26 protein-coding genes are annotated in these 22958 nt (G+C 42.4%); 4 read left to right on the forward strand and 22 right to left on the reverse strand.

The annotated features are described in order from the left end of the window. Positions 1-76 precede the first annotated feature (76 nt). The gene (locus ACQRD1_RS10025; RefSeq protein WP_235232676.1) at positions 77-721 is read left to right on the forward strand and encodes a PduL/EutD family phosphate acyltransferase; all 645 of its coding nucleotides are present in this window, start codon (positions 77-79) and stop codon (positions 719-721) included. Here ACQRD1_RS10025 and ACQRD1_RS10030 read toward each other — a convergent pair. From ACQRD1_RS10030 to ACQRD1_RS10085, 12 genes are all read right to left on the reverse strand, one after another. Next, positions 708-1481: a polysaccharide deacetylase family protein gene (locus ACQRD1_RS10030; protein ID WP_235232677.1), complete on the reverse strand. Its 774-nt coding sequence runs from the start codon at positions 1479-1481 to the stop codon at positions 708-710. The two genes, ACQRD1_RS10025 and ACQRD1_RS10030, sit on opposite strands and share 14 nt — an antisense overlap. Before the next feature lie 121 nt (positions 1482-1602). Next, positions 1603-2487: a DMT family transporter gene (locus ACQRD1_RS10035; RefSeq protein ID WP_235232678.1), complete on the reverse strand. Its 885-nt coding sequence runs from the start codon at positions 2485-2487 to the stop codon at positions 1603-1605. Next, positions 2480-3364, reverse strand: coding sequence for a proline iminopeptidase (gene pepI / locus ACQRD1_RS10040; RefSeq protein ID WP_235232679.1), 885 nt, complete (start codon positions 3362-3364; stop codon positions 2480-2482). The genes ACQRD1_RS10035 and pepI overlap by 8 nt, the downstream gene beginning before the upstream one ends. A 102-nt stretch (positions 3365-3466) precedes the next feature. Continuing rightward, on the reverse strand, positions 3467-4792 hold the full coding sequence (locus ACQRD1_RS10045) for an ATP-binding protein (RefSeq protein ID WP_427787445.1): 1326 nt from the start codon (positions 4790-4792) through the stop codon (positions 3467-3469). Between the two features lie 59 nt (positions 4793-4851). Continuing rightward, positions 4852-5526 carry a response regulator gene (locus ACQRD1_RS10050; protein ID WP_235232681.1) on the reverse strand — a complete coding sequence of 225 codons (675 nt, stop codon included), beginning with the start codon at positions 5524-5526 and terminating at the stop codon, positions 4852-4854. Positions 5527-5546: 20 nt separating this feature from the next. Beyond that, positions 5547-6200, reverse strand: a complete 654-nt coding sequence (phoU, locus tag ACQRD1_RS10055; protein WP_235232682.1) for a phosphate signaling complex protein PhoU — start codon at positions 6198-6200, stop codon at positions 5547-5549. A 3-nt stretch (positions 6201-6203) separates the two neighbouring features. Next, positions 6204-6953, reverse strand: a complete 750-nt coding sequence (gene pstB, locus ACQRD1_RS10060; RefSeq protein WP_427787446.1) for a phosphate ABC transporter ATP-binding protein PstB — start codon at positions 6951-6953, stop codon at positions 6204-6206. A gap of 12 nt (positions 6954-6965) precedes the next feature. Beyond that, entirely contained in the window at positions 6966-7829 is an 864-nt protein-coding gene (gene pstA, locus ACQRD1_RS10065) for a phosphate ABC transporter permease PstA (protein ID WP_347376330.1), read from the reverse strand. Next, positions 7822-8715, reverse strand: a complete 894-nt coding sequence (gene pstC / locus ACQRD1_RS10070; RefSeq protein WP_427787448.1) for a phosphate ABC transporter permease subunit PstC — start codon at positions 8713-8715, stop codon at positions 7822-7824. The genes pstA and pstC overlap by 8 nt, the downstream gene beginning before the upstream one ends. Before the next feature lies 1 nt (position 8716). After that, complete coding sequence (locus ACQRD1_RS10075) at positions 8717-9652, reverse strand: substrate-binding domain-containing protein (protein WP_427787450.1); 936 nt, start codon at positions 9650-9652, stop codon at positions 8717-8719. Positions 9653-9838: 186 nt separating this feature from the next. Further along, positions 9839-10507, reverse strand: a complete 669-nt coding sequence (locus ACQRD1_RS10080; RefSeq protein WP_235232687.1) for a zf-HC2 domain-containing protein — start codon at positions 10505-10507, stop codon at positions 9839-9841. Further along, entirely contained in the window at positions 10504-10989 is a 486-nt protein-coding gene (locus ACQRD1_RS10085; RefSeq protein WP_235232688.1) for an RNA polymerase sigma factor, read from the reverse strand. The genes ACQRD1_RS10080 and ACQRD1_RS10085 overlap by 4 nt, the downstream gene beginning before the upstream one ends. 216 nt (positions 10990-11205) lie before the next feature. Between ACQRD1_RS10085 and ACQRD1_RS10090 the strand changes: the two genes are divergently transcribed. Further along, positions 11206-12066 carry a class I SAM-dependent methyltransferase gene (locus tag ACQRD1_RS10090; protein ID WP_427787452.1) on the forward strand — a complete coding sequence of 287 codons (861 nt, stop codon included), beginning with the start codon at positions 11206-11208 and terminating at the stop codon, positions 12064-12066. Between the two features lie 89 nt (positions 12067-12155). Here the strand turns inward: ACQRD1_RS10090 and ACQRD1_RS10095 are convergent, their stop codons facing one another. The 4 genes from ACQRD1_RS10095 to ACQRD1_RS10110 all read right to left on the reverse strand — a co-directional run bounded on the left by ACQRD1_RS10095 (position 12156) and on the right by ACQRD1_RS10110 (position 15217). Then, positions 12156-12836: an HAD family hydrolase gene (locus ACQRD1_RS10095; protein WP_235232692.1), complete on the reverse strand. Its 681-nt coding sequence runs from the start codon at positions 12834-12836 to the stop codon at positions 12156-12158. A gap of 14 nt (positions 12837-12850) precedes the next feature. Continuing rightward, a complete protein-coding gene (locus tag ACQRD1_RS10100; RefSeq protein ID WP_235232693.1) occupies positions 12851-13012 on the reverse strand; it encodes a hypothetical protein in 162 nt (53 codons plus the stop codon). A gap of 68 nt (positions 13013-13080) precedes the next feature. Continuing rightward, a complete protein-coding gene (locus tag ACQRD1_RS10105) occupies positions 13081-13602 on the reverse strand; it encodes a GNAT family N-acetyltransferase (RefSeq protein ID WP_235232694.1) in 522 nt (173 codons plus the stop codon). 13 nt (positions 13603-13615) lie between these two features. Next, positions 13616-15217, reverse strand: coding sequence for a potassium/proton antiporter (locus ACQRD1_RS10110; RefSeq protein ID WP_235232695.1), 1602 nt, complete (start codon positions 15215-15217; stop codon positions 13616-13618). 114 nt (positions 15218-15331) lie between these two features. Between ACQRD1_RS10110 and yfcE the strand changes: the two genes are divergently transcribed. Further along, a complete protein-coding gene (gene yfcE / locus ACQRD1_RS10115) occupies positions 15332-15862 on the forward strand; it encodes a phosphodiesterase (protein WP_235232696.1) in 531 nt (176 codons plus the stop codon). A 15-nt stretch (positions 15863-15877) separates the two neighbouring features. Here the strand turns inward: yfcE and ACQRD1_RS10120 are convergent, their stop codons facing one another. The 4 genes from ACQRD1_RS10120 to recQ all read right to left on the reverse strand — a co-directional run bounded on the left by ACQRD1_RS10120 (position 15878) and on the right by recQ (position 21607). Further along, positions 15878-16390 carry an O-acetyl-ADP-ribose deacetylase gene (locus ACQRD1_RS10120; RefSeq protein ID WP_427787455.1) on the reverse strand — a complete coding sequence of 171 codons (513 nt, stop codon included), beginning with the start codon at positions 16388-16390 and terminating at the stop codon, positions 15878-15880. A 34-nt stretch (positions 16391-16424) separates the two neighbouring features. Beyond that, the gene (locus tag ACQRD1_RS10125; protein WP_347376323.1) at positions 16425-18857 is read right to left on the reverse strand and encodes a cation-translocating P-type ATPase; all 2433 of its coding nucleotides are present in this window, start codon (positions 18855-18857) and stop codon (positions 16425-16427) included. A 69-nt stretch (positions 18858-18926) separates the two neighbouring features. Beyond that, a complete protein-coding gene (locus tag ACQRD1_RS10130) occupies positions 18927-19673 on the reverse strand; it encodes an HD domain-containing protein (protein ID WP_347376375.1) in 747 nt (248 codons plus the stop codon). A gap of 74 nt (positions 19674-19747) precedes the next feature. Further along, positions 19748-21607, reverse strand: coding sequence for a DNA helicase RecQ (gene recQ, locus ACQRD1_RS10135; protein ID WP_427787458.1), 1860 nt, complete (start codon positions 21605-21607; stop codon positions 19748-19750). A gap of 93 nt (positions 21608-21700) precedes the next feature. Here recQ and ACQRD1_RS10140 point away from each other — a divergent pair, with 93 nt between their 5' ends. Then, positions 21701-21946, forward strand: a complete 246-nt coding sequence (locus ACQRD1_RS10140; protein WP_235232776.1) for a hypothetical protein — start codon at positions 21701-21703, stop codon at positions 21944-21946. A gap of 52 nt (positions 21947-21998) precedes the next feature. Here ACQRD1_RS10140 and ACQRD1_RS10145 read toward each other — a convergent pair whose 3' ends face one another. Both ACQRD1_RS10145 and ACQRD1_RS10150 read right to left on the reverse strand, forming a co-directional pair. Next, positions 21999-22283 (reverse strand): hypothetical protein, encoded by a 285-nt coding sequence (locus ACQRD1_RS10145; protein WP_235232700.1) that lies wholly within the window; start codon positions 22281-22283, stop codon positions 21999-22001. Between the two features lie 29 nt (positions 22284-22312). Then, a complete protein-coding gene (locus tag ACQRD1_RS10150; protein ID WP_235232701.1) occupies positions 22313-22951 on the reverse strand; it encodes an endonuclease III domain-containing protein in 639 nt (212 codons plus the stop codon). Positions 22952-22958: the final 7 nt, after the last annotated feature.

A 22958-nucleotide genomic window follows, 5' to 3' on the forward strand; every position in this document is an offset into this window, starting at 1 on the left:
ATATTACATTTCCGAATTGAAATATCATTTTATTTTTGATAGAATATAGATATTCTACGAATGAGGTGAAAGAATTATGGGACTTGCAATACCTATCGAAACAAGTGCGCGCCACATTCATCTGTGTCGCGAGGATTTTAATATATTATTTGGCGAAGACCGTGATCTGACATTTAAAGCCGAGTTAAGCCAGCCTGGACAATACGTCTGCAAAGAACGTGTTGCTGTCAGAGGTCCTAAGGGTTCCTTTGAAAAAGTTGCTGTGCTCGGTCCCTTTCGTAACGAAACGCAAGTAGAAATCTCCATGACAGATTCCCGCAAGCTTGGTATCCCCGGTGTCATCCGTCAGTCTGGTGACACAGCCGGTACTCCTGGCTGTGTCCTGGAAGGCCCGAACGGGAGCATCGAACTCGACCACGGTGTTATTGTTGCCAAGCGTCATATCCATATGACTCCTGTGCAGGCTATTCAGTTAAATGTCAAAGATAATGACGAAGTTTTCGTAATTATGGAGAGTTTCGAACGTTCATTAATTTTTGCTGATGTTGTTGTCCGTGTGAATCCGAATTTTGCACTGGCAATGCATGTTGACACCGACGAGGCCAACGCTTTTGCCAATGACAACCATCCAACCGGAGCATTGTTAAAACTCTTCGGCGGACGAACCTACAATCTTCAGAAATGGGCAGAAGAAGTTCAGAACGGCATCAATCGTTTTTAATCTGACGCCCGGTCACATCCATATGATAATCTTCTTTATAAATCAATTCTGACACCGGAACGATCTGATAGCCTTGTTCTTCTAAACCTGTCAGCAATTGTTCCAGTGCCTGTGCAGTATATTTTGCACCGTTATGACAGAGAATGATAGCACCGTTTTTTAGATCTTTATGGTTTAATACGGTGTCTATGATACTTTGTACTCCATAGTCTTTCCAATCCAAACTATCCACGGACCACTGAATCGGATAATATCCGCATTCCTGTGCAGTCCGAACCACCTCATCATCATAATCTCCATAAGGCGGACGGAAGAGCTGCATCTCCACTCCCGTCAGTTCTTTTACTCTCTCATGGACTTTCATGATCTCTTCTTTCTGCTCTTCTTTCGATAATTGCGACATATTCTTATGGTTCTCACTGTGATTTCCAAGATCATGCCCGGCTTCCTTTATTGCTTTGACATCCTCTGGATATTTTTCCACCCATCCGCCAGTCATAAAGAAAGTCACATGGACATTGTGTTTTTTTAAGATGTCCAGAATCTTCTGCGTATCTTCATCTCCCCAGGCCGCATCAAAGCTTAACGCTACTTTTTTCTCCGATGTCTCCACAGAATAGATAGGAAGCTCCCTTCCATTTACATTACTGGAAACGGTCGTGTAACTGGAAATATACTTGTAGGAACCTGACAGAGCAATAAGCAGTACCATTGCAAACACTCCGTAATTCTTCCATTTTCTCTTATTTTCTTCTTTCATAAATAAGACTCCAGCCATACATTTACTACTAATATATGTATCTGGATTTTGTCCTACCTCTTCAAATCTTTCTTATTCTCCCAAAAGAAAAAGGATGCACTTTTTCATAGCACATCCCCTTTTACATTGCATTAATGTTTAATATAAACATTGTAGAAAGTACAAGAACAAATCCCACTACATCAACCATCTGAAAGCTGGTCCCCAGAAATACTGCCGCCAAGATGGTAGCTGCAACTGGTTCCACACTGGACAGTAGTCCTGCATACACCGAACCAACACTTTTCAGTGCAGCAAGATAAAAGCAAAATGGTAAAATGGTTCCCATAATAACAATTGCGAAAAATCCAGCTATAACTATCCAGTCAATCTCTATCTCATATCTCCAGGGCCTTATCGCAATCATGAGAGTTGCTCCGCCCACAACCATAGCCCATGCGCAGATAATCTCAGCCGGGAATTTCTTAAGTAGCGGTCCTGGAAGCACACCATAAAAGCAAGTGGTAAGGGCCAGAATCATGCCTAGAATAATTCCTTTGGGAGAAATCGACAATTCATGGATATTGCCATGGGTTGCCACCAGGAAAATTCCCGATATGGAGCACAATACCGCTATGATTTCTTTCGTTTTGGGTGCCACTCTGTAAATCACCGCAAAATATAAAATCAAGATTGCCGGGTTCAGATATTGGAAAATAGTAGCTGTTCCAGCATTAGTCTCCTGCACTGCCGCAAAAAAAGAATACTGCATTCCCATCATTCCCAGAATGGAAAATGCTACTTGCCGGACTCCATCGCTCTTGTCCTTCCATACCTCAAACGGTTTTTCCTTTTTGATCAATACTGCATAAAGAAACAGAAGAATCCCAGCCGTCACTAATCGGTATGGAACCAGCCAGGTAGAAGTAATTCCTTTATGTTGGAACAAAAATTGTGCTATGGGGCTTGTTCCGCCCCATAGCAACCCTGCCGCAAATGCGGCGATAAAGCCTTTTTTTCTAGTCATTTGCGTTCAGCCATTCCTTCATTAGCTCAACATATCTGTCATTATCCTCTACGAAACACATATGACGACAGGTACGGAACAATTCCCATCTGGAATTCGGGATTCTGTCATACATATATTTTGCGATATATGGTGTACACAGATCATTACCGCCATTAATCACAAGTGTTGGCTCTTTGATATCTTTTAACTGTTCTGTAACATCGTAATCTTTCAATGTTCCCATAGGAGTATATTCATTCGGGCCCCATCCCACTACATAAGATTCTCCGCCTTTTTTCACCGGACGGCGCAGACATTCTGGTGAATCCTCTGTAACAGCTCCTGCTGCATGACGAAGCATATATTCCGTCTCTGCTGCCTGATATGCCGGATCACTGTAATCATTGGTAGATGTTGCTTTCTCAATTGCATCCTGCATCTCCTGCGGAAGTTCCTTAATCATACGATGCTGTTCAATTCCCCACATCCAGGAAGCCGGAAGTGTGCTGGAAAGAATCAGGCTCTTAAGTCCTTCTGGCTTATGATTACATACATAATCCAAAAGCAACATTCCACCCCAGGACTGTCCCAAAAGGTGCATCTCATCCAGTCCTAGATGTTCTCTTAAAGCAATCAACTCGTTAATCCATGTCTCTGCATTCCACAGATCCGGACGATTCTCTACATAAGATTCTCCACATCCAATCTGATCATACATGACAATCTGACGTCCATCTTCCTCTGCCAGTCTGTCTAACACTTCAAAATAATTGTGGGTAGATCCTGGCCCGCCATGTAATAATACCAATGGCTTCTTATCTCCAGTTTTCTTTCCTACAATACGATAATAAGTTTTGTACTCCAGGTATGGCATATAGCCTTCTTTAATCTCCATAGTTGAAAACCCCCTTTTTCTTCTTTCCCTATTATAATTAATTTATTTTCAAATAGCAATAGAGGGGATGGGGAATTTGCAAATTCCCCCATCCCCTCCTTCCTAAAAGGTGAGTTCCATCTTGGTTCCTTTTCCCACTTCGCTCTCTACGCGAATCTGTGCTCCATGCAGGATTGCACCGTGTTTTACAATTGACAGTCCCAGTCCGGTACCTCCGGTTTCTTTGGAATGGCTCTTGTCTACACGGTAGAAGCGCTCGAAGATTCGTTCCTGTTGGTCTGTCGGGATTCCAATACCCGTATCTGTGACAATAACTTTTTTGCCCTTTAAAGTACCGCCAACCCAGATACTGACTGAACCTCCCTTTTTATTGTATTTAATCGCATTTTCACAGATATTATAAATCATCTCATCAATGACCTGACGAACGCCACGGCAGATTACAGATTCTCCGGTCAGCTCAACATGGACATTTCTTTTCGTCGCCTGTGGTGCAAGCCGACTTACGATTTCTCGCGTAAGTGCATAAAGATCAACATCTTCTTTTTCAAGTTCTACACCGCCCTCATCCAGTTTAGACAACTTGATAATATCTTCTACCAGTGTGATCAATCGTTTTGCTTCATTATAAATGCGTTCTGAGAATTTATTCGTATCTTCTGGCCGTACCATGCCATTCATCATGATCTCGGCATACCCGGATATGGAAGTAAGCGGGGTCTTCAACTCGTGGGATACGTTTGCAGAAAATTCTTTTCGCATATTTGCAACTGCATCTTTGGTCTTGTTCTGCTCATCAATTCGTTCTAGTAACGGCGTCAGTTCCTCATACATCTCATGATCCAAAGGATTCTCAAGATTCAATTCATTAATCGGCCGTATCAGCCTGCCTACCTGTTGTCTGGATAATCCCCATGCAAATACCAGCATCAGGATTGCAATAATTCCGATTCCCGGCAATATCTTCATTGCCGTGTAAAATGCAGTATCCACACTTTTAGCCACACGTAAGATTGTGTGGTCAGGAAGCTGTTCTGCATAATAGAACATTTCCTGCCTCATAGTATCTGATTCTCTGACATCTTTTCCGATTCCGGACTTCATTGCCTCCTGAACTTCCGGCCGATTCTTATGATTCTCTAATTCCATCTTTCCCTGCTGAGAATCATATAAGATTTGTCCATCCTCATCAATCAGAGTCACTCTTGTACTCTTACGTACCGCATCCATCTCCTGCAGATAGTCTACACCGGATATTTCTATCGCTGCCCGGATATAATCTGCTTCCTGCTGAAGTTCATCTTCCATCACATTTACCGTCTGATGGTATATTACAAATGTTGTCATTGCATAAGCAATCAGAAGCGTTGTCGCAATGACCAGAATCATGCTCTTCTGTATTCGGTTCCTTAGTCTCACTGTTGTCATCCGCTCCTTCTCCAACATACTTTCACTCTGAATCATTATATCGACAGGGACAGTGACATCTATTCGCGCATACGATAACCCACACCACGGACTGTCTCTATTCTCTCTCCACTTTTCCCAAGCTTCTGACGCAGGGTCCTGACATGGACATCCACCGTTCTGGTCTCGCCATCAAAATCATAACCCCAGATTTCTTCCAGGAGAAGATCACGAGTCATCACAATATTAGAATTCTTCATCAGTCGCTTTAGCAATTCGTATTCCTTCAAAGTCAGATTCACAATCTCTCCCGACGCCGTTACTTCGTGTTTCTTGGTATCGATCTCAATATCTCCGACCTTAATAATATCCTGCAGCTCATTAGAACTTTTCTGACTCCTTCGAAGCACCGCTTTAATTCTGGAAATCAATTCCATCATACCAAACGGTTTCGTTACATAGTCATCTGCCCCCAGATCCAGTCCTTTCACTTTATCATATTCTGCTCCCTTCGCCGTCACCATGATTACAGGGATATCCCGTGTTTTCGGCGATGCTTTTAATCTTTTCAGCAACTCTATCCCATCTTCACCGGGAAGCATAATATCCATCAGAACAAGTTCCGGTGTCTCCAGCGCCAACGCTTCCAAAAATTCCTTTCCATCTTCAAAACCACGCGCTTTAAAGCCCGTGGTCTCTAATGTGTATACGACTAATTCTCGAATATTACTGTCATCCTCTACACAAAATATCATAAACTGTCTCCTTACGCTTTCTATACCTTACTCTCTTTATGAATTCCGGTAATAGAAAATTCTACCCACTCCGCAATGTTCGTGGCATGATCTGCGATTCGTTCCAGATATTTGGCCACCATGATAAGGTCTATAACCTTTACTCCCTGGTTACCCTTATTCTCGGCAATGAATTCCACCAGCTCCTGCTTATTTTCCTCGAACATCTTATCAACTTCATCATCTGCTTCCATGACATTTCTTGAAAGCTCGAGATTCTTCTCTACATAAGCAGTCACACTGTCTCTGACCATCTTAGCTGCTGCTTCAGACATCTGACCGATTCTTGGTATCTCCGTCGGCTCAACCCTTCCTTCAGAAATAATGATTTCCGCAATATCGGATGCCTGATCTCCGATTCGTTCCATATCGGTGATCATCTTTAGCGCTGCCGAAATCTGTCGAAGATCTCTGGCTACCGGCTGCTGCTGTAGTAACAGCTTCAGACACAGACGTTCAATATCCTTCTCCATCTGGTCAATCTCTTCATCTGCCTCGCGTACTTCTCTTGCCTGCTCAATATCACCTTTCTGTAATGCCGTGGTTGCACGGTTAATGGCAACTTCACATAACTCTCCCATGTGGATCAACTGTTCATTCAGATGCTGCAGCTGCATATCAAACTTATTACGCATATCTTAACCAAACCTCCCTGTAATATAATCCTCTGTTCTCTTATCTGCCGGTATGGAGAATAATTTTTCAGTATCATTGTATTCTATAACTTCTCCTAACAAAAAGAAGGCTGTATTGTCAGATACACGCACTGCCTGCTGCATGTTATGTGTGACCATGACAATAGTATAATCTTTTTTCAGTTCCATCGCAAGGTCTTCAATCTTGGAAGTTGAGATGGGGTCAAGCGCGGATGTCGGCTCATCCATCAGCAGCACTTCCGGCTGTACTGCAAGCGCTCTTGCAATGCAAAGTCTCTGCTGCTGTCCGCCAGACATTCCAAGCGCACTGGTCTTCAGACGGTCTTTGCATTCATCCCAGATTGCCGCATCGCGCAGAGATTTTTCTACAATCTCATCCAGTTTAGATTTTGAATGAATTCCGTGTGTTCTTGGGCCATAAGCGATATTATCATAGATACTCATTGGAAATGGATTTGGTTTTTGAAAAACCATTCCTACCCTTTTTCTCAACAGATTCACATCTATATCTTTGAAAATATCCTGACCATCCAGAAGAATCTCCCCTTCAATACGACATCCCTCTACCAGATCATTCATTCGGTTAATGGATTTCAGCAAAGTGGATTTTCCGCATCCGGAAGGGCCGATAAATGCAGTAATCTTATTTGCTTCAATCTCAAGATTAACATTTTTCAAAGCATGAAAATCACTGTAATACAGCTCCATATTTTTTATGCTAATTTTACTCATGACAATTCCTCTCTATACTTTCGTTAATTTCTTCGCCACAACGCTAGACAATGTATTGATTCCAACCACTAACACCAGCAGGATAACGGCTGTTGCATAAGCCTGATCCATGTATAATCCTTCACTGGCAAGATTATACATATGTACTGCCAGTGTTCTTCCTGAACTCATGACACTCTTTGGGAAATCAGCTACCGTTCCAGCAGTATAAATCAGCGCCGCCGTCTCACCTACGATTCTTCCGATTGCCAGGATCACACCTGCCAGAATACCCGGCACTGCTGAAGGCAATACAATCCGGAACACTGTACGAAGTTTGCCGGCGCCAAGTCCAAAACTTCCTTCCCGATAAGAATCCGGCACTGCCTTCAGGGCCTCTTCTGTACTTCTCATGATCAGTGGAAGTACCATAATAGACAGGGTAAATGCACCCGCCAGAATGGAGAATCCCCATCCACATGTCGTAACAAAGAACAACATTCCGAACAGACCATAGACAATAGAAGGAATTCCCTGCAAAGTCTCTGTAGTCAATCGGATTATTTCTACAAATTTATTTCCTCGCTTTGCATATTCCACCAAAAATATCGCAGAAAAAATTCCAAATGGTACTGCTATCACCAGCGATAAAAACGTCATAATAATCGTATTAATCAGCGCTGGCATTAAGGATGCGTTTTCAGAAGTATAATTCATTGAAAACAAGGAGGGGTTTATATATGGCACTCCATGGATCAAAATATATGCAATCAAGAAAATCAACACCGTAAATGTCAGGATTGCAGAAAGCATTACCAGAAGCATTACAACAAAGGAACCTGGTGTCCTTTTGTATGATTTCATTTTTTGCTTAAATGTAACTTCATTACTACTCATGATCGTTCCTCCTGTTTAATAGTGCTACACAGAAATTAATGATCAGTATAAATACGAACAACACCACACCTGTTGCTATCAGTGCTTCTCTGTGAAGACCGGCTGCATATCCCATCTCGATAACAATGTTCGCTGTCAGTGTCCTGACTCCTTTAAATATACCCGCCGGCATTCTTGCCTGATTTCCTGCTACCATGATCACGGCCATCGTCTCACCGATCGCACGGCCTACTCCCAGCACAATTGCTGCAACCACGCCAGACTTTGCAGCAGGAAGAACAACTTTAAAGATTGCTCTCTCATGTGTTGCCCCCAGGGCGACTGCGCCTTCATAATACTGTGACGGCACTGCCCGAAGAGAGGATTCTGTCAACCCTATGATGGTAGGAAGAATCATCATTCCAAGCAGAAGAGATGCGGTAAGAATACTGCTTCCATTTCCAGCAGATCTTAAGATTCCCATCTCTTTTAAACTCCTTCCTATATTGCGAATCAATGGAACTAATACTACAAGTCCAAAGAATCCATATACAACCGACGGAATTCCAGCCAGCAATTCTGTCGCCGTTTTCAACGGTTTATAGATCTGCTTTGGACAATAAAATGCCATAAACGCCGCTGTTAAAATACCAATCGGCACGCCAAATACAATCGCACCTGCCGTTACATAGAGGCTTCCGACAATCATCGGAAGGATTCCATATATGTCATTATTCGGTTTCCATATCTCTCCAGTCAGAAATTTGCCAAATCCGATCTCTTTCATTGCAGGGATACCATTTGCAAATAAAAACACACAAATGAGAGCTACCGCCAACACCGAAGCGCAGGCGGCAATGAAGAACACTCCCTGCATGAATTTTTCAGTCCATGCTTTCGATTTCATATTATTCTAATACCTCATCCCATGTAAGAGCTTCACCTGTGTAGATTGCTTTTACCTGATCACTTGTCAGCTCATCTGTCGTATTATTTTTATTTACGATAACTGCGATACCATCTGTTGCAATTACCTGTGGTACGAGACCTGCACTTAATTCTTCGTCTTTCAGTTCACGAGATGCCATACCGATGTCATAGCTTCCATCAATAGTAGATGTCATACCTGTTGTAGAATCTGTTGTCTGAAGTTCAATCTCAGCATTTGCATTTACTTCTTTGTAAGCTTCGATTAATTTTTCCATTACAGGAGATACAGATGAAGATCCACCAACAACAGCTTTTCCTGAAGGAGCTGTTCCTGCATATGGCTCAGCGTCATCAGAAGCAATGTAACCATTATCAGAAATAACCTGCTGTCCTTCTTTACTCATGATAAATGTAATGAAATCATTTGCAACTTCGTTGTCCATTCCTTCTTTTGTGGCAATGTTAAATGGTCTTGATACTTTGTATTCACCGCTCTTAACATTCTCTGCTGTTGCTTCTGCTCCATCAATCTTTACTGCCTTGACACTGTCATCAAGAGAACCAAGTGATACATAACCAATCGCATAATCATCTCCAGCTACGATTGTCAGCATAACAGATGTACTGTTCGTAATCTGAGCTTCCTCGGTTGTCATATCAATCTTCTCGCCAGATTCATCCTTCTCTTCAATTCCGAACAATTCAATAAATGCTCCTCTTGTACCAGATCCATCTTCTCTTGATACGATTGTGATATCCATAGAAGGATCCCAATCTCCACCTTCTGCTGTCTCTTCTGTAGCTACATCCTCTCCCTCTGCAGAAGAATCTGCATCAGAACTTCCACAACCAACTGCAAGACTTGCAATCATACCAACTGTTGCTAATACTGCAATAAACTTTTTCAATTTCATATTCAATTTCTCCTTTGATTTTGCTTTTTGTTTTCTTCACAGTTGTTATCATAAAGGCGCAATGTAAAATCTGAAATCTCAGGAATGTAAAATAAATGTTAAATTGGGGACGTAGTATTTTGCAAAAATACTACGTCCCCAATTGCAAAATGTGGTGTACCCAAATGAAAAATGCCCTGTACCCATTTAGTTCTCTAAGTCCGTTATTCCTTTTTCTGTATACAAATCTTTGATGTTCACTGTTTTCGTAACATCTGCGAAGTGTATTTTTATCTCTTCATTTCCGGTTAAATCTATGGTTCCCTTACCGTCAGAATCTAAGATGGTATCTTCATCAATGAAGGTAAATCTGTAATATCCTCCTGTACGAACTGGTTCCTTGAATGGGCTCACACGATATTTTATAATTTCAAGCCATTCTTCCTCTCCAACACTGATAACACCTGCACTAATATATATTTTTTCATTCTGCGGCAGGAACCCAAGTGTTACTATGTTTCCCACTTTCTCATAAGTAATTCTTACGTCACTATAATCTGCGGTCCTTCCATATTCGTAATATGCTTCATATACACCAAATAAAACGGCGCATATCATGGCTGTCACCATCACGGCAGCGAAAATCTTATGCAGATTAACTTTTCGTACTTTAAGCAATGGCTGAATCTCTTTTTTTCTTTTCTCTATCTCGTCTTTCGCTAACTTATCTGTGACAATTTCTTTTCGCATCTCCTCCAGGTATCTACGGCATTCTCTGCAACCTTCCAGATGTTCTTCAATTGCCTGGTTGCTTTCTTCACTTGTTAATCCGTCGATATAGCTTGGTAATAAATCCCGGATAATTTCACATTTCATTCTTTTTTCCACCCTTTCACAATTTTCTGTTTTGCACGATAGAATGTCACTCGCGCCCAGTTTTCATTTTTTCCAAATAATTCCGCGATCTCTTTAAAAGAGAATGCTCCTGTAATTCGAAGCAGTACCACTTCTTTTGAAATTTCATCCAGAATGTGCACCTTCTGAAATAATTCCATCTTTTCTTCTTTCAGGCAAAACTTTTCATCCAAAGATTCATTACCAGAATGCATTTCTTCTAGAAGCGAGGTTGTTCCTTTCTTCTTTCTGCGTTCCAGTTCCCTGTACCACAAATGCTTTGCAATCTGGCACAGCCAAGTTGACACTTTACAGGTTCCATCATATTTCTTTGACGACCGGACTGCCTGATAAAATGTTTCCTGCGTCAACTCTTCTGCCGTATCCTCTTCATGGCATAAAGATAAAAGGAACTTGTACACTAACTCGGCATGCTCTTGATATATGGAATCCATATCCAGCATTCTCTCACCTCCTTGTTATACCTATATATCCAAAAATAAGAAATTTCGTTACACACTTCAAATAAATTATTTACATAGTTAAATGCAACGCAATTCTGGCTTTTCTTTTCTATTTTAGCATGCTATAATCCTATTGAAATTCTAAAATAATATCTGGCATCTGATATGTACCTTACGTGGATACACCATGATGCTATAAAGAGAGGATTATAGATTATGTGGATTGCAGACCATTGGAAAGATTACGAAGTAATAGATTGCAGTAAGGGTGAAAAACTTGAACGCTGGGGACAGTATATTCTGGTTCGTCCGGACCCGCAGGTCATCTGGGACACTCCGAAGACCGAACACGGCTGGAAGCATATGAACGGACATTATCACCGCAGTAAGAAGGGCGGCGGAGAATGGGAATTCTTTCATCTGCCGGAGCAGTGGCAGATTCACTATGGTGATCTGACTTTTAATCTGAAGCCATTTAGCTTTAAACATACCGGATTGTTTCCGGAGCAGGCAGCGAACTGGGACTGGTTTTCAGAGAAGATTCGAAATGCAGGCCGTCCGATCAAGGTATTGAATCTATTCGCTTACACTGGAGGCGCTACGTTGGCGGCAGCGGCAACAGGTGCAAGTGTGACACATGTAGATGCCTCAAAAGGAATGGTTGCATGGGCAAAGGAAAATGCTGCTTCTTCTGGCCTTTCTGACAAACCGATTCGCTGGCTGGTAGATGACTGTGTAAAGTTTGTAGAACGTGAGATTCGAAGAGGCAATCATTATGATGCAATCATCATGGATCCTCCATCTTATGGCCGCGGTCCAAAAGGCGAGATCTGGAAGATCGAAGATGCTATTCATCCGCTGATTAAATTATGTACACAGATTCTGTCAGATCAGCCACTGTTCTTTCTGGTCAATTCCTATACGACAGGACTTGCACCGGCGGTTCTTACTTATATGTTAGGGACAGAATTAAAACAATTCCATGGAACCGTAGATTCTCAGGAAATTGGGCTTCCGGTCACTCACTCAGGTCTGGTTCTTCCCTGTGGAGCTTCCGGCCGCTGGGAAGCACGCTAATCAAAGCTTAGGAATTGGATTCCACAAATATAAAAGGCAGCTACCTTTGTCATGGTCATCGATCAGACATTGGCATCTGCCTTTTTATTCTACTTTATATTAATCATTCTTTTTCTACTTTTCAATTTTTCCAAGATTCCGATCACACCCAGAAGTGTATCACATGTTCCATACAGAAGAGCGTCGATTTCTGGTGTCGGAGCTACAAGATCCGGTATCATGATTGGCTTCATGCCAGCTGCATATGCGGCACGGATACCTGCCGGTGCATCTTCCAGCGCAATACAGTTCACAGGATCTGCACCAATGCTGTCACAAGCTTTCAGGTAGATCTCGGGATCCGGTTTTGCATGCTGCACCATATCCCCAAAGACTCCAGCATCAAAAAAATCATATATCTTAGCCGCTTTCAGATTTTTTAAGGCATACTCTTTCCGAGAAGAAGTTGCTATCGCCATTCGATACCCATTCACCTTCCCATATTCCAGCAATTTTCTTGCACCGTTCTTCATAGGAAGACCTTCTTCATTTACTATCTTATAGAACCAGATTCTTGCCTGCTTTGCAAACTCCTCGCACGGGAAATCCTCCGCAATTGTATTGCGAAAATAATGATTTCTTCCTGCCAGATTCATCCCCAACGTATGGTATATCGTCTCTCCCATATGTTCCAGTCCGAGCTGATTGCCGGCTTCTTCCCAGGAACGCTGTACAATTCGCTCAGAATCAAACAGAAGACCATCCATATCAAACACAATTGCTTCTATCATAGATCCGTCATCCATCAGAACTCTATGCCACGTCCAAGGGCATCTTTCAGATAACTTGATACATCTTCCAGCTTACGGATAATTTCCATCTTCTCTTCCCACTCGTCGCCTTCCATATCCTTATTCACCAGACATTGCTGAATATGCTTTACTTCTTTAATCAGTTCTTCTGTCATAGGAATACCCCCTTTTGCTCAACGTGATCTGTCATCATTTACATTTATAGTATACCATACTTTTCTACTTATTGCCCGTTCATTTCCTTACAAAATACATATCGTGGCAAACCGCCGTATTTTTCAGTCTCAAGCAAAATCTTGTAGCCTAATTTCAGAAAATTATTCACACTATATCTGTTTTCCGGATGGGCAGTTCCCATTAGATAACGATATCCTTGCTGCAATACGATATCTTCTCCTGCTGACATCAGCTGTCTCTGAATTCCTCTTCCTGTATATTCTGGAAGTACCGCTGCCGATTCCATATGTGCGACCATCAAGCTTTCCTGTTTTGTCAGATTCAAGTATTCTCCCAGATTATCTTTGGCGTCTTTCGGATAACGAACCAAAAGAAATCCTGCTGTCTTTTTGTCTATCAGCGCTTTTAATACAAAACCTTCTTGGTCTATATGTCTTCTTACATAAGCTTCATCATCCATGCTGTACCACTTTGCATCCTCGACCAGCCGACTGGCCGTTGTCATAATCTTCATAATCTCTGGAACATCCGCCTGTTCTGCATAACGGATTTGAATTGTCTGCTCCATCCTCTTCTCTCCTCTAAATCTCATCTCCTATAAGTACCAGCATATCTCCCTCCACAATCCGGCTCTCTCCTGTGGGTGCAAAAGAATGTCCCTTACGTTTTATCAAAACAATTCTTGAATGTGGAAGTTCCAGTTCATTCAACTGCCGGTTGTTCCACTTATGTTTCTTGTCGACATAGACCTCTTTCATTGCAATTGGCCGGGACCCCTGATATTCAACGGCACTCATAATTAATATATCTTCTTCCTCCAGAATTGTACTTCCCCTTGGAATGACCTGCTCTTCTCCTCTTCGGATATATGCAATCCGCATCTGTGGCGGCAATATTATACTCTGTATCTGCCGGCCGATCCATTCATGCCCTTTTTCAAGCGTCAAGGCTACAAACTGCAGTGAAGATTCTTCCGCATAATCATTGAATGTCTTCATGACATCCTGACTGTTGTCGATCATATGCAATCTTCTGGATATCAAAGGAAGTAATGAACCCTGTACTCCAATTGAGAGAAGTACTACACAGAATACAATATGAAACACATCATTCTTCGTATATGCATCATCCACCGTTACCATAATTGCAAATACGATAGAGGCCGCACCTCGAAGCCCTGCCCAGGAAACGACTGACTGCTGAGAGAGATTAGAGCGAAAAACCGATAACAATGGGCATACTGCCAATGGTCTTGCAATAAACGTAAGAAATAGGAATATTGCAATTGCCGGGAGCAGAATTGATGGCATTTGTGATGGAAATGCAAGTAACCCCATCAAAAAGAATACCAGCATCTGCATCAATCCTGTTGCACCGTCAAAGAAATGTACCATTCGTTTTTTATCCGGAAGGGTTACATTTCCCAACACAAGTCCCACAATGTAAGTACTTAGATAACCATTTCCGCCGAGTAAAGACGGAAATGTATACGCCATCAATGCAATCGCAACCACAAATATCGTGTCAAAACCAGAAGTTTCAAAATCAATGTGTCGAATCGCCCACATACCAATCCAGGCAATCAACATCCCTACAATCAGTCCCACTAAGACTTGCTGCAGCACTGTTGTCATAATACTTACCGGCGTACCGCTCTCTCCACGCATCACAGATAGAATAAGCACCGTCAACATATATGCCCACGGATCATTACTTCCACTTTCCAACTCAAGAAGAGAGGCTGTTCCATATTTTAAATTCAATTGCTTGGATCGCAGCACCGAGAATACTGAAGCTGCATCAGTAGAACTCAAGACCGCTCCAATCAGAAGACTCTCCAGCCATTCGAAATGAAGCATATGATAACAGAATACTCCGACAAGAAATGCTGTTATAACAACACCCAAAGAAGACAACATAAGAGCTTTTGGTGCAACTACCCTTGCCTCTTTCCAATTGGTGCCAAACCCACCATAGAACATAATAAAAATCAACGCGATCGTACACACCCGCTCTACCAAAACAAAATCATCAAAATGTATCTTAAAGATTCCATCCGAGCCAAAAGCAACTCCAAGCAAAATAAACGCCAGAAGCACGGGAACCCCCATTCTATTCGATAATTTGTTACATAATACACATGTCACAATCACAATGGACACAAGCGCAAGTAATATAAGCATTCAGCCACCTCCATCCTTATTTTAACATATATAATATCAGAAAGAAATCCAATTTTACTCCTCTGATGATTTATGTTAGAATAAGGTACATGATGAGAAAGAGAGGTACTTTACATGAAATTAATGATTGCATCAGATATTCATGGTTCCGCATATTATTGTAAAAAAATGATAGAAGCTTACCAGAAAGAACAGGCAGACAAATTATTGCTGTTGGGGGATATTCTATATCATGGTCCCAGAAATGATCTGCCGAAGGATTATAATCCAAAAGAAGTAATTGCTATGCTGAATCCTTTGAAGCAAGAATTATTGTGCGTTCGGGGTAATTGTGATACCGAAGTGGATCAGATGGTTCTGGAATTTCCGATTCTGGCTGACTATTGCTTTCTGGAATTAGACGGACAGACAATCTTCGCCACACACGGGCACCATTTCAATCCACAGAATCCGCCGATGTTAAAAGACGGGGATATCTTGCTGAATGGTCACACTCATATTCCGGCTAACCAGAACATGGGCGATTATATCTATATGAATCCTGGCTCTGTATCCATTCCAAAAGGAAACTCCGCCCATGGATACATGATCTATGACGGAGCTTTTATCTGGAAAGATCTGGATGGTAATATCATCCCTGTCTAGGTTCCTCACATTCGACTAAATGTCTTGTTCTTTTACTGCTTTTTCGTAATAAGAGAGAGTATTGCGATCAAAGCACACCATCTGCACTACTTCGATTTCCGGATGCTCTGTGCAAAAGTTGCGGATGGTACTTACCGCAATCGGTGCCGCTTTTTCTAACGGGAAACCATAGATTCCTGTACTGATTGACGGAAATGCAATACTTTTACATCCAGCATCGACTGCCAGTTTCAGACAATTTTCATAACAATTATAGAGCAATCTCTCTTCGTTATGCTGTCCACCATGCCAGACTGGCCCCGGCGTATGAATCACGTATCTGGCCGGAAGCCGGTAGCCCTTTGTAATCTTGGCTTCTCCCGTCTTACATCCACCCAGAGTCCGGCATTCTTTTAAAAGCTCTGGGCCAGCCGCCCTGTGAATTGCTCCATCTACGCCGCCTCCGCCAAGCAGAGACGTATTCGCCGCATTTGCGATTGCATCACAGGTACTCTTGGTAATATCTCCTAACACTACTTGCAACTTCATTTTCTATCATCTCCTACTATTGTTTTCCGGTTTCTTATGCCTTCTTATGAAAGATCTTCTTATGTAAATCCTGCATTCCACCAACCAACATCGTCAGATAACGAAGCACCGGTTCTGTTGCAATTGAAAATACCACAAACAGCATGATACATTTCGTAGACATTCCTGTAATTGCAAATAAATCTGGCAGGAATATGCTGCAGGCCAGCAACCCGATGACGCAGCCTACCCATATCACAATTCGAAATACATTAAACGGTTGACAGATTCTATACAGAATCATAAATCCGACAATTGCAAGCAGCATCGTAGCTGCTGTTGAGATGTCGGTTGCACCTACTGCAAAGATCTGCCCAAATACTACCAGAGAACCTACTGCCAGAACATCCGTAAGAGCCGCCGGCAATGCCTTTAGAATTACATTTGGCAAAAAATGACCTTTAATAAGATCCTTATTCGGCTGCAATGCCAGGAAGAACGCAGGAACTCCTATCGTAAACATACTGATCAAAGATACCTGCGAAGGTTCCAGCGGATAAGTAATCATAAATACCACGGAGAACAAGGACAGCAGGAAAGAGAAGATATTCTTCACAAGGAACAGTGTTGCTGAACGCTGAATATTATTAACCACACGTCTTCCTTCCAACACAACGGATGGCATACAGGAAAAATCCGACTCTAACAATACCACCTGAGATGCCTGTGCTGCCGCATCGCTTCCTGACGCCATAGCCACACTACAGTCCGCATCCTTAAGTGCAAGTACATCATTGACTCCATCGCCAGTCATTGCGACTGTCTTGCCCTGCTTCTTTAAAGCCTGTACAAACTGCCGCTTCTGTGCAGGAGTTACCCGTCCGAATACCGTATATTTTGCGACCGCACGCTCCACATCTTCATCTGTTGTAAGCGTTGTTGCATCTATATATTCCTCTGCATTCTCAATACCTGCTTCTTTTGCAACTTCAGATACTGTCATAGGATTATCTCCAGAGATGACCTTTACTTCCACTCCCTGCTCTGCAAAGTAGGCAAATGTCTCTGGTGCTTCCTTTCGAATCGGGTTGGCAAGAAGAATATACCCCAGCGGGAGAACCTTCTCTGTCAACTTCGTTCCTTCCAGCGTTCCTTCATATGTTCCGAAAACCAACACACGATAGCCACGCTTTGCATAAGTCTGAATCTCCAGCCGATAAGTCTCATAGTCCTCACGCAGCACAAACTCTGGCGCTCCCAGTACGTAAGATTTTTCCTCAAACACGACTCCACTGTATTTCGTCGCAGATGTGAATGGAATTGTACGAACTGCAACAGCTCCGGTTCCATCTTTAAAATATTCTTTCAGCGCTTCCATCGTACTGTTATCACTGCCCATGGCCTTGACAAAGTCTCCGACCAATTTTTCCAGTTCTGGTGTTGTCTCCTTATCATATAATTGGGTCGGAACCAACTTCTTCACACTCATCGAATTCTCTGTAATAGTTCCTGTCTTATCTACACACAGGACATTTACACGAGCCAGTGTCTCAATACTTTTCATATCATGAAGCAGCACCTTCTTCTTCGCCAGACGCATAGCACTTACAGCCAGAGCAACACTGGCCAAAAGATACAATCCTTCCGGAATCATGCCAATCACTGCCGCTACCATGGAAGTTATGCTATTGCGGAATGTCTCTCCATTAAAGAAGAATCCCTGAACGAACAACACAATTCCAATTGGAATCAGTGCCACCCCCACACACTTGACCAGTTTATCCAATGAACGAATCATCTCCGACTGTTCGCCCTTTTGCATCGCTTTCGCTTCCAACGTCAATTTTGAAATATAAGAATCCACTCCTACTGCTTCCAGCCGGGCATGGCATTGTCCGGCTACCACAAAGCTCCCGGACATCAGATGCTCTCCGCATCTCTTGATAATCTCGTCCGATTCGCCGGTAAGCAAAGCCTCATTAACCCGCACTTCTCCTTCCACAACGACTGCATCTGCGCAGATCTGGTTGCCACTTTTAAATAGAACAATATCGTCCAACACTAATTCTTCCGAATCCACAACTGATTCTTTACCCTCACGTACCACACTGGCATGCGGTGCATTCAGCATATTCAACTTTGCCAATACATTCTTCGACCGGATCTCCTGAATAATACCTATTAAAGTATTAATGATGATCACCGGTAAAAACGTAAGATTCCGAAAAGAACCCACCAGGCAGAGTAGTATTGCCAGCACCAGAAATATCAAGTTAAAATATGTAAATACATTCTCATGTATAATTTCCTTAGTAGTCTGCGCCGGAGGATCTACGGACAGATTCGACCAGCCTCCATCTCTGTGCTCCTGTACCTGCCTGTTTGTAAGGCCTTCTGTATATACCGGCTGGTAACGAGTCACCGGAGTTCGTTCTACTTCATAATCATATTCCCTTTCCTGTACTTCCTGTCTAGACTTCCACTTCATATAATGGCCTCCTCACATGTATGTTAATAATTATACGCCAGGGAAATAGAGAATTCTATAAACATATTCTTAAAAATGTATTATGCTCCTCACTTCTTCCATCTTCGCCACCGTCTCAGGATTGGAATATGGGATTCTATTGATCAGGCGGTCTACATAGTTTTGTTCTCTTATGATCTGAAATGTCGCTTCGTAATTGATATCAAAAAAATATGCCAGATAAGATACCCAGTAATCCATCTTTGTTTTTCTGGTCTGAGAAAGAATAGATTCTTTTCTATAAACTTGTTCCATGACTTCTGGACTGATCTTCGTCTTTCCTACTTCTTCAGCAGAGACTCCCAGCATGGTCTCAATTGGATCTTCCAGTTTGACACGGCAATTATCAAGCTTATCTGCATCCCGGATAATACGGGCATGCATAAGTTCTCGGGAATCTTCGATTCCTTCCAGCTTATAATCACTATGTTTTGCAATAGCCGTCCTTATAATAGAATCCCACGTATTATCCTGCACAAACTGACGAATCATTCCTTCTTCGAACAATATCTGCACACCAAAACTGGCGTGGTCCATGGTATTCGGTTCAAAACTGTTGTATCGTTTCAACTGTTCGAATCTTCCGATATCGTGTAGCAAGCCTATCAGTTGTGCCAACTGCCTATCTTCTTCTGGCAGTCCCATTCTCTGGGTAATCTGGCGACTACATTCTACCACGCCATATGTGTGCACAATCTTCAACCGTATCTTGTCATCGTCCCTGTCATAATGGTTCAGATAACATTCAAACTGCTTTTTTGCATATTGTAAATCCATCATGTTTCTCTACCCTCTTCTGTATCATTAATATGACAACATAGTAATTAATAATTCTCAACAGTGATTCTTGGTTACCTGCAAATAACTTGCAAAAAACGTTCCCCGTATTTTTGTAGTTTGAATTCTCCCACTCCACTGATTCGCAGCATTTCTTCAAGATTCGCAGGATGCGCAGCACTCATTAAGGCAAGTGTTTTATCCGAGAAGATCATATATGGAGGCACCTTTTCTTCCTCGGCAATCTCCCGGCGGAGCACACGAAGAGTTTCAAAGAGCTCCAGATCCTTTTCCGAAAGCATAGCAGCAGCTCCGGCTTTTTTCCTGCTTCCCCTCTTCTGCTTTCTTCCTGACACTTCTTCTTGTTCTTTTTCTTTTGCAAGTTTCATCACAAGTGTACGATTATTTTGCTGGAATTCGGCTGACTTCCTCGTCGTCTGAATGACCGGATACTGGTCACCGGACAATTCCAGATACCCCTGATACATTAATTCCTGTATGATCTGTCTGAGTCTTGCCACTGTTATCTGTGACAAAGTTCCATACTCCGGATTCTGATTCAATCCTTTGGAGAGAATCTTCTGATTCTTCGCGCCACGCAGAATATCAATAATTGTAGAAACACCATAGTTCATTCGATTTGCATCCATACAATGAATAATGGCTCTTGCCTCATTGGTAATATCAACCTCTTCAAACTGAGTCATACAATTCAGACAGTTTCCACAATACCCCGAACTATTCTCTCCAAAATACTTCAATATATAATGGCGCAGGCACTCGGAGGTAAAACAATAGAACGTCATCTGCTTCAAACGCTCAATATCCCGTTCTTTTACAAGCTGGCGTGTGAATTCGTCTAACTCTTCATTATCTTCTCCATTTTCTATAAAAAAACGATTCGTACGCACATCCATGGGTTCATAATAGAGGATGCATTCCGCCGGTTCTCCATCTCTGCCGGCTCGTCCCGCCTCCTGATAATAGCTCTCCATATTCTTCGGCATATTATAATGAATCACAAAGCGCACATCCGACTTATCAATCCCCATACCAAATGCATTGGTTGCCACCATAATCTGACGTCTGTCATAGATAAAGTCTTCCTGATTCTCTTTTCGTTCCTCATCACTTAATCCGGCATGATATCTCGTAACGGAAAATCCTTCCTTTCTCAATCTATAGCAAATGTCTTCCACATTTTTTCTGGTAAGGCAGTAGATGATCCCACTGCTTCCCGAGAACTTTTTCTCCCTGTCTTTCAGATAATGTACCAGTTCTTTGTACTTATCTACCGGCTTTTTTACTGCAAAATGCAGATTCTCTCTGTCAAATCCAGTCGTCATCACGTATGGATTCTGCAACTCTAGAATATCCATAATGTCATCACGTACATCTTCTGTTGCAGTTGCCGTATAAGCTCCAACCACAGGACGATATGGCAGTTTCTTTAGAAATTCCATAATCTTCAGATAACTGGGGCGGAAGTCTTGCCCCCACTGAGAGACACAATGTGCTTCATCCACTGCCAGGAAGGAGATATGCACATTTTCAGATAACGCAAACTCAAGAAATCCTTCCGTCTCCAATCGTTCCGGTGCTACATAGATAATCTTATAACGACCTTCTTTTGCCAGGCGAAGCGCTTTCACGTATTGTCCCATTGTCAGCGAACTGTTCAAAAACGCCGCATGGACTCCTGCCTGATTCAGTGCTCCGACCTGATCCTTCATCAGTGAGATCAAAGGAGAGATGACCAGGGTAATGCCTTCCATCATAAGTGCTGGGATCTGAAAGCACATCGACTTTCCAGCTCCCGTAGGCATAATTCCTAAAACATCCCGTCCCTTCAGGACAGAATCAATCAATGGGCGCTGCCCCTCACGGAACGTGTCATATCCAAAATATTGCTTTAATATATCTATCGGTTCCATTTTCTTTTATTCATTCTCCTTTTGACTATTTCCTCCAATTCCAGTATAATGCCCCATAGGTATATGTTCAAAGGAGGCGAAATCATCATGAATATGAACTTCAATCAGATTGCAATGATTCAAAAAATAAAAAGCTGTATTGACCGTTTCCGCGCCAACCATCCCAAATTTCCTTTATTTATAAACGCAGTATCCAGGGAAGCTCTGATGGAAGGAACAGTGATTGAGATCACAGTCACAACACCAGAGGGAAAGAATTATTGCTCAAATATCAAGTTAAAACAAGACGATATGGAGCTTGTTGAAACTTTGAAAAGCATGAATCTGAATCAACCATAAGCTTTGACAGAAAGATGGCAAGTAATCATTACGATTCACCTGCCATCTCTTTTTATTCCAGACTTGCAAAAAACAATTCATAGAAGTCATCTTCACTTTCCAACATCGGTGAATTCTCTCCGCCTCCATTGGTACTTCTTTTCATAGAAGCATGAAATTCCTCCCCGGCGCTGATCAGTTCCATCTCATAGATCTCATATCCCAATTCCCTGCATGTCCTGCAAAATGCAGCTACCGGATCTGATTCTGTCCGCGTTGCAAGCAATTGCTTTTTAAGTTTCTCATCTTTCAGAGCACGATTCTGTAATTCATCCAGCATTCCTACAATATCTGCCATAACCATCCTCCTATACACTTCTTATGAACTTACTCTACTCCATTTTTCGCACAGATATCTTTCAGACAGCATTTCTCACAATACGGCTTGGTTCGTGCCGTACAGACATCACGCCCATGGTATACCAGACGATGACAGAAGTCACTGCCTTCTTCCGGCGGAATGATCTTCCAGAGTGCCATCTCTACCTTTTTCGGTTCTTTTATTCCATCTACAAGACCGATTCGATTTACCAGACGGATACAATGTGTATCTGTTACAATTGCAGGCTCACCAAACACATCTCCCATGATAAGGTTCGCACTCTTTCTTCCTACACCTGGCAGCTTAAGCAATGCGTTAAAGTCTTTCGGGACTTTCCCGCCGTACTCTTCTTTCAGCATCTTCATACAGGCACTGATATCTCTCGCCTTACTTTTTCCCAATCCACAGGGTCTTACAATCTTCTCGATATCCTCAACATCTGCCGCAGCCAGTGCATCTATATCCGGATATTTCTCATACAATCCTTCTACCACGACATTGACCCGGGCATCCGTACATTGAGCCGCAAGACGGACACTGACCAGAAGCTTCCATGCCTGATCATAATCCAGAGTACATCCCGCATCCGGATATTCTTTTTTCAAACGTTCGATAACTTCCAGTGCCAATTCTGCTTTTGTCATATTTCCT

This window comes from Bariatricus sp. SGI.019 (assembly GCF_050315235.1).
Taxonomy (GTDB): domain Bacteria; phylum Bacillota; class Clostridia; order Lachnospirales; family Lachnospiraceae; genus JAFBIX01.

Coding starts and splice junctions, on each gene's coding strand:
- pstA (WP_347376330.1), bottom strand. CDS start 7,829: ATGAGTAGTAATGAAGTTACATTTAAGCAAAAAATGAAATCATACAAA.
- pepI (WP_235232679.1), bottom strand. CDS start 3,364: ATGGAGATTAAAGAAGGCTATATGCCATACCTGGAGTACAAAACTTAT.
- ACQRD1_RS10045 (WP_427787445.1), bottom strand. CDS start 4,792: ATGACAACAGTGAGACTAAGGAACCGAATACAGAAGAGCATGATTCTG.
- pstB (WP_427787446.1), bottom strand. CDS start 6,953: ATGAGTAAAATTAGCATAAAAAATATGGAGCTGTATTACAGTGATTTT.
- ACQRD1_RS10105 (WP_235232694.1), bottom strand. CDS start 13,602: ATGGAGCAGACAATTCAAATCCGTTATGCAGAACAGGCGGATGTTCCA.
- ACQRD1_RS10095 (WP_235232692.1), bottom strand. CDS start 12,836: ATGATAGAAGCAATTGTGTTTGATATGGATGGTCTTCTGTTTGATTCT.
- yfcE (WP_235232696.1), top strand. CDS start 15,332: ATGAAATTAATGATTGCATCAGATATTCATGGTTCCGCATATTATTGT.
- phoU (WP_235232682.1), bottom strand. CDS start 6,200: ATGCGTAATAAGTTTGATATGCAGCTGCAGCATCTGAATGAACAGTTG.
- ACQRD1_RS10090 (WP_427787452.1), top strand. CDS start 11,206: ATGTGGATTGCAGACCATTGGAAAGATTACGAAGTAATAGATTGCAGT.
- ACQRD1_RS10125 (WP_347376323.1), bottom strand. CDS start 18,857: ATGAAGTGGAAGTCTAGACAGGAAGTACAGGAAAGGGAATATGATTAT.
- ACQRD1_RS10130 (WP_347376375.1), bottom strand. CDS start 19,673: ATGGATTTACAATATGCAAAAAAGCAGTTTGAATGTTATCTGAACCAT.
- recQ (WP_427787458.1), bottom strand. CDS start 21,607: ATGGAACCGATAGATATATTAAAGCAATATTTTGGATATGACACGTTC.
- ACQRD1_RS10085 (WP_235232688.1), bottom strand. CDS start 10,989: ATGCTGGATATGGATTCCATATATCAAGAGCATGCCGAGTTAGTGTAC.
- ACQRD1_RS10075 (WP_427787450.1), bottom strand. CDS start 9,652: ATGAAATTGAAAAAGTTTATTGCAGTATTAGCAACAGTTGGTATGATT.
- ACQRD1_RS10050 (WP_235232681.1), bottom strand. CDS start 5,526: ATGATATTTTGTGTAGAGGATGACAGTAATATTCGAGAATTAGTCGTA.
- ACQRD1_RS10150 (WP_235232701.1), bottom strand. CDS start 22,951: ATGACAAAAGCAGAATTGGCACTGGAAGTTATCGAACGTTTGAAAAAA.
- ACQRD1_RS10145 (WP_235232700.1), bottom strand. CDS start 22,283: ATGGCAGATATTGTAGGAATGCTGGATGAATTACAGAATCGTGCTCTG.
- ACQRD1_RS10080 (WP_235232687.1), bottom strand. CDS start 10,507: ATGAAATGTGAAATTATCCGGGATTTATTACCAAGCTATATCGACGGA.
- ACQRD1_RS10025 (WP_235232676.1), top strand. CDS start 77: ATGGGACTTGCAATACCTATCGAAACAAGTGCGCGCCACATTCATCTG.
- pstC (WP_427787448.1), bottom strand. CDS start 8,715: ATGAAATCGAAAGCATGGACTGAAAAATTCATGCAGGGAGTGTTCTTC.
- ACQRD1_RS10120 (WP_427787455.1), bottom strand. CDS start 16,390: ATGAAGTTGCAAGTAGTGTTAGGAGATATTACCAAGAGTACCTGTGAT.
- ACQRD1_RS10035 (WP_235232678.1), bottom strand. CDS start 2,487: ATGACTAGAAAAAAAGGCTTTATCGCCGCATTTGCGGCAGGGTTGCTA.
- ACQRD1_RS10030 (WP_235232677.1), bottom strand. CDS start 1,481: ATGAAAGAAGAAAATAAGAGAAAATGGAAGAATTACGGAGTGTTTGCA.
- ACQRD1_RS10140 (WP_235232776.1), top strand. CDS start 21,701: ATGAACTTCAATCAGATTGCAATGATTCAAAAAATAAAAAGCTGTATT.
- ACQRD1_RS10100 (WP_235232693.1), bottom strand. CDS start 13,012: ATGACAGAAGAACTGATTAAAGAAGTAAAGCATATTCAGCAATGTCTG.
- ACQRD1_RS10110 (WP_235232695.1), bottom strand. CDS start 15,217: ATGCTTATATTACTTGCGCTTGTGTCCATTGTGATTGTGACATGTGTA.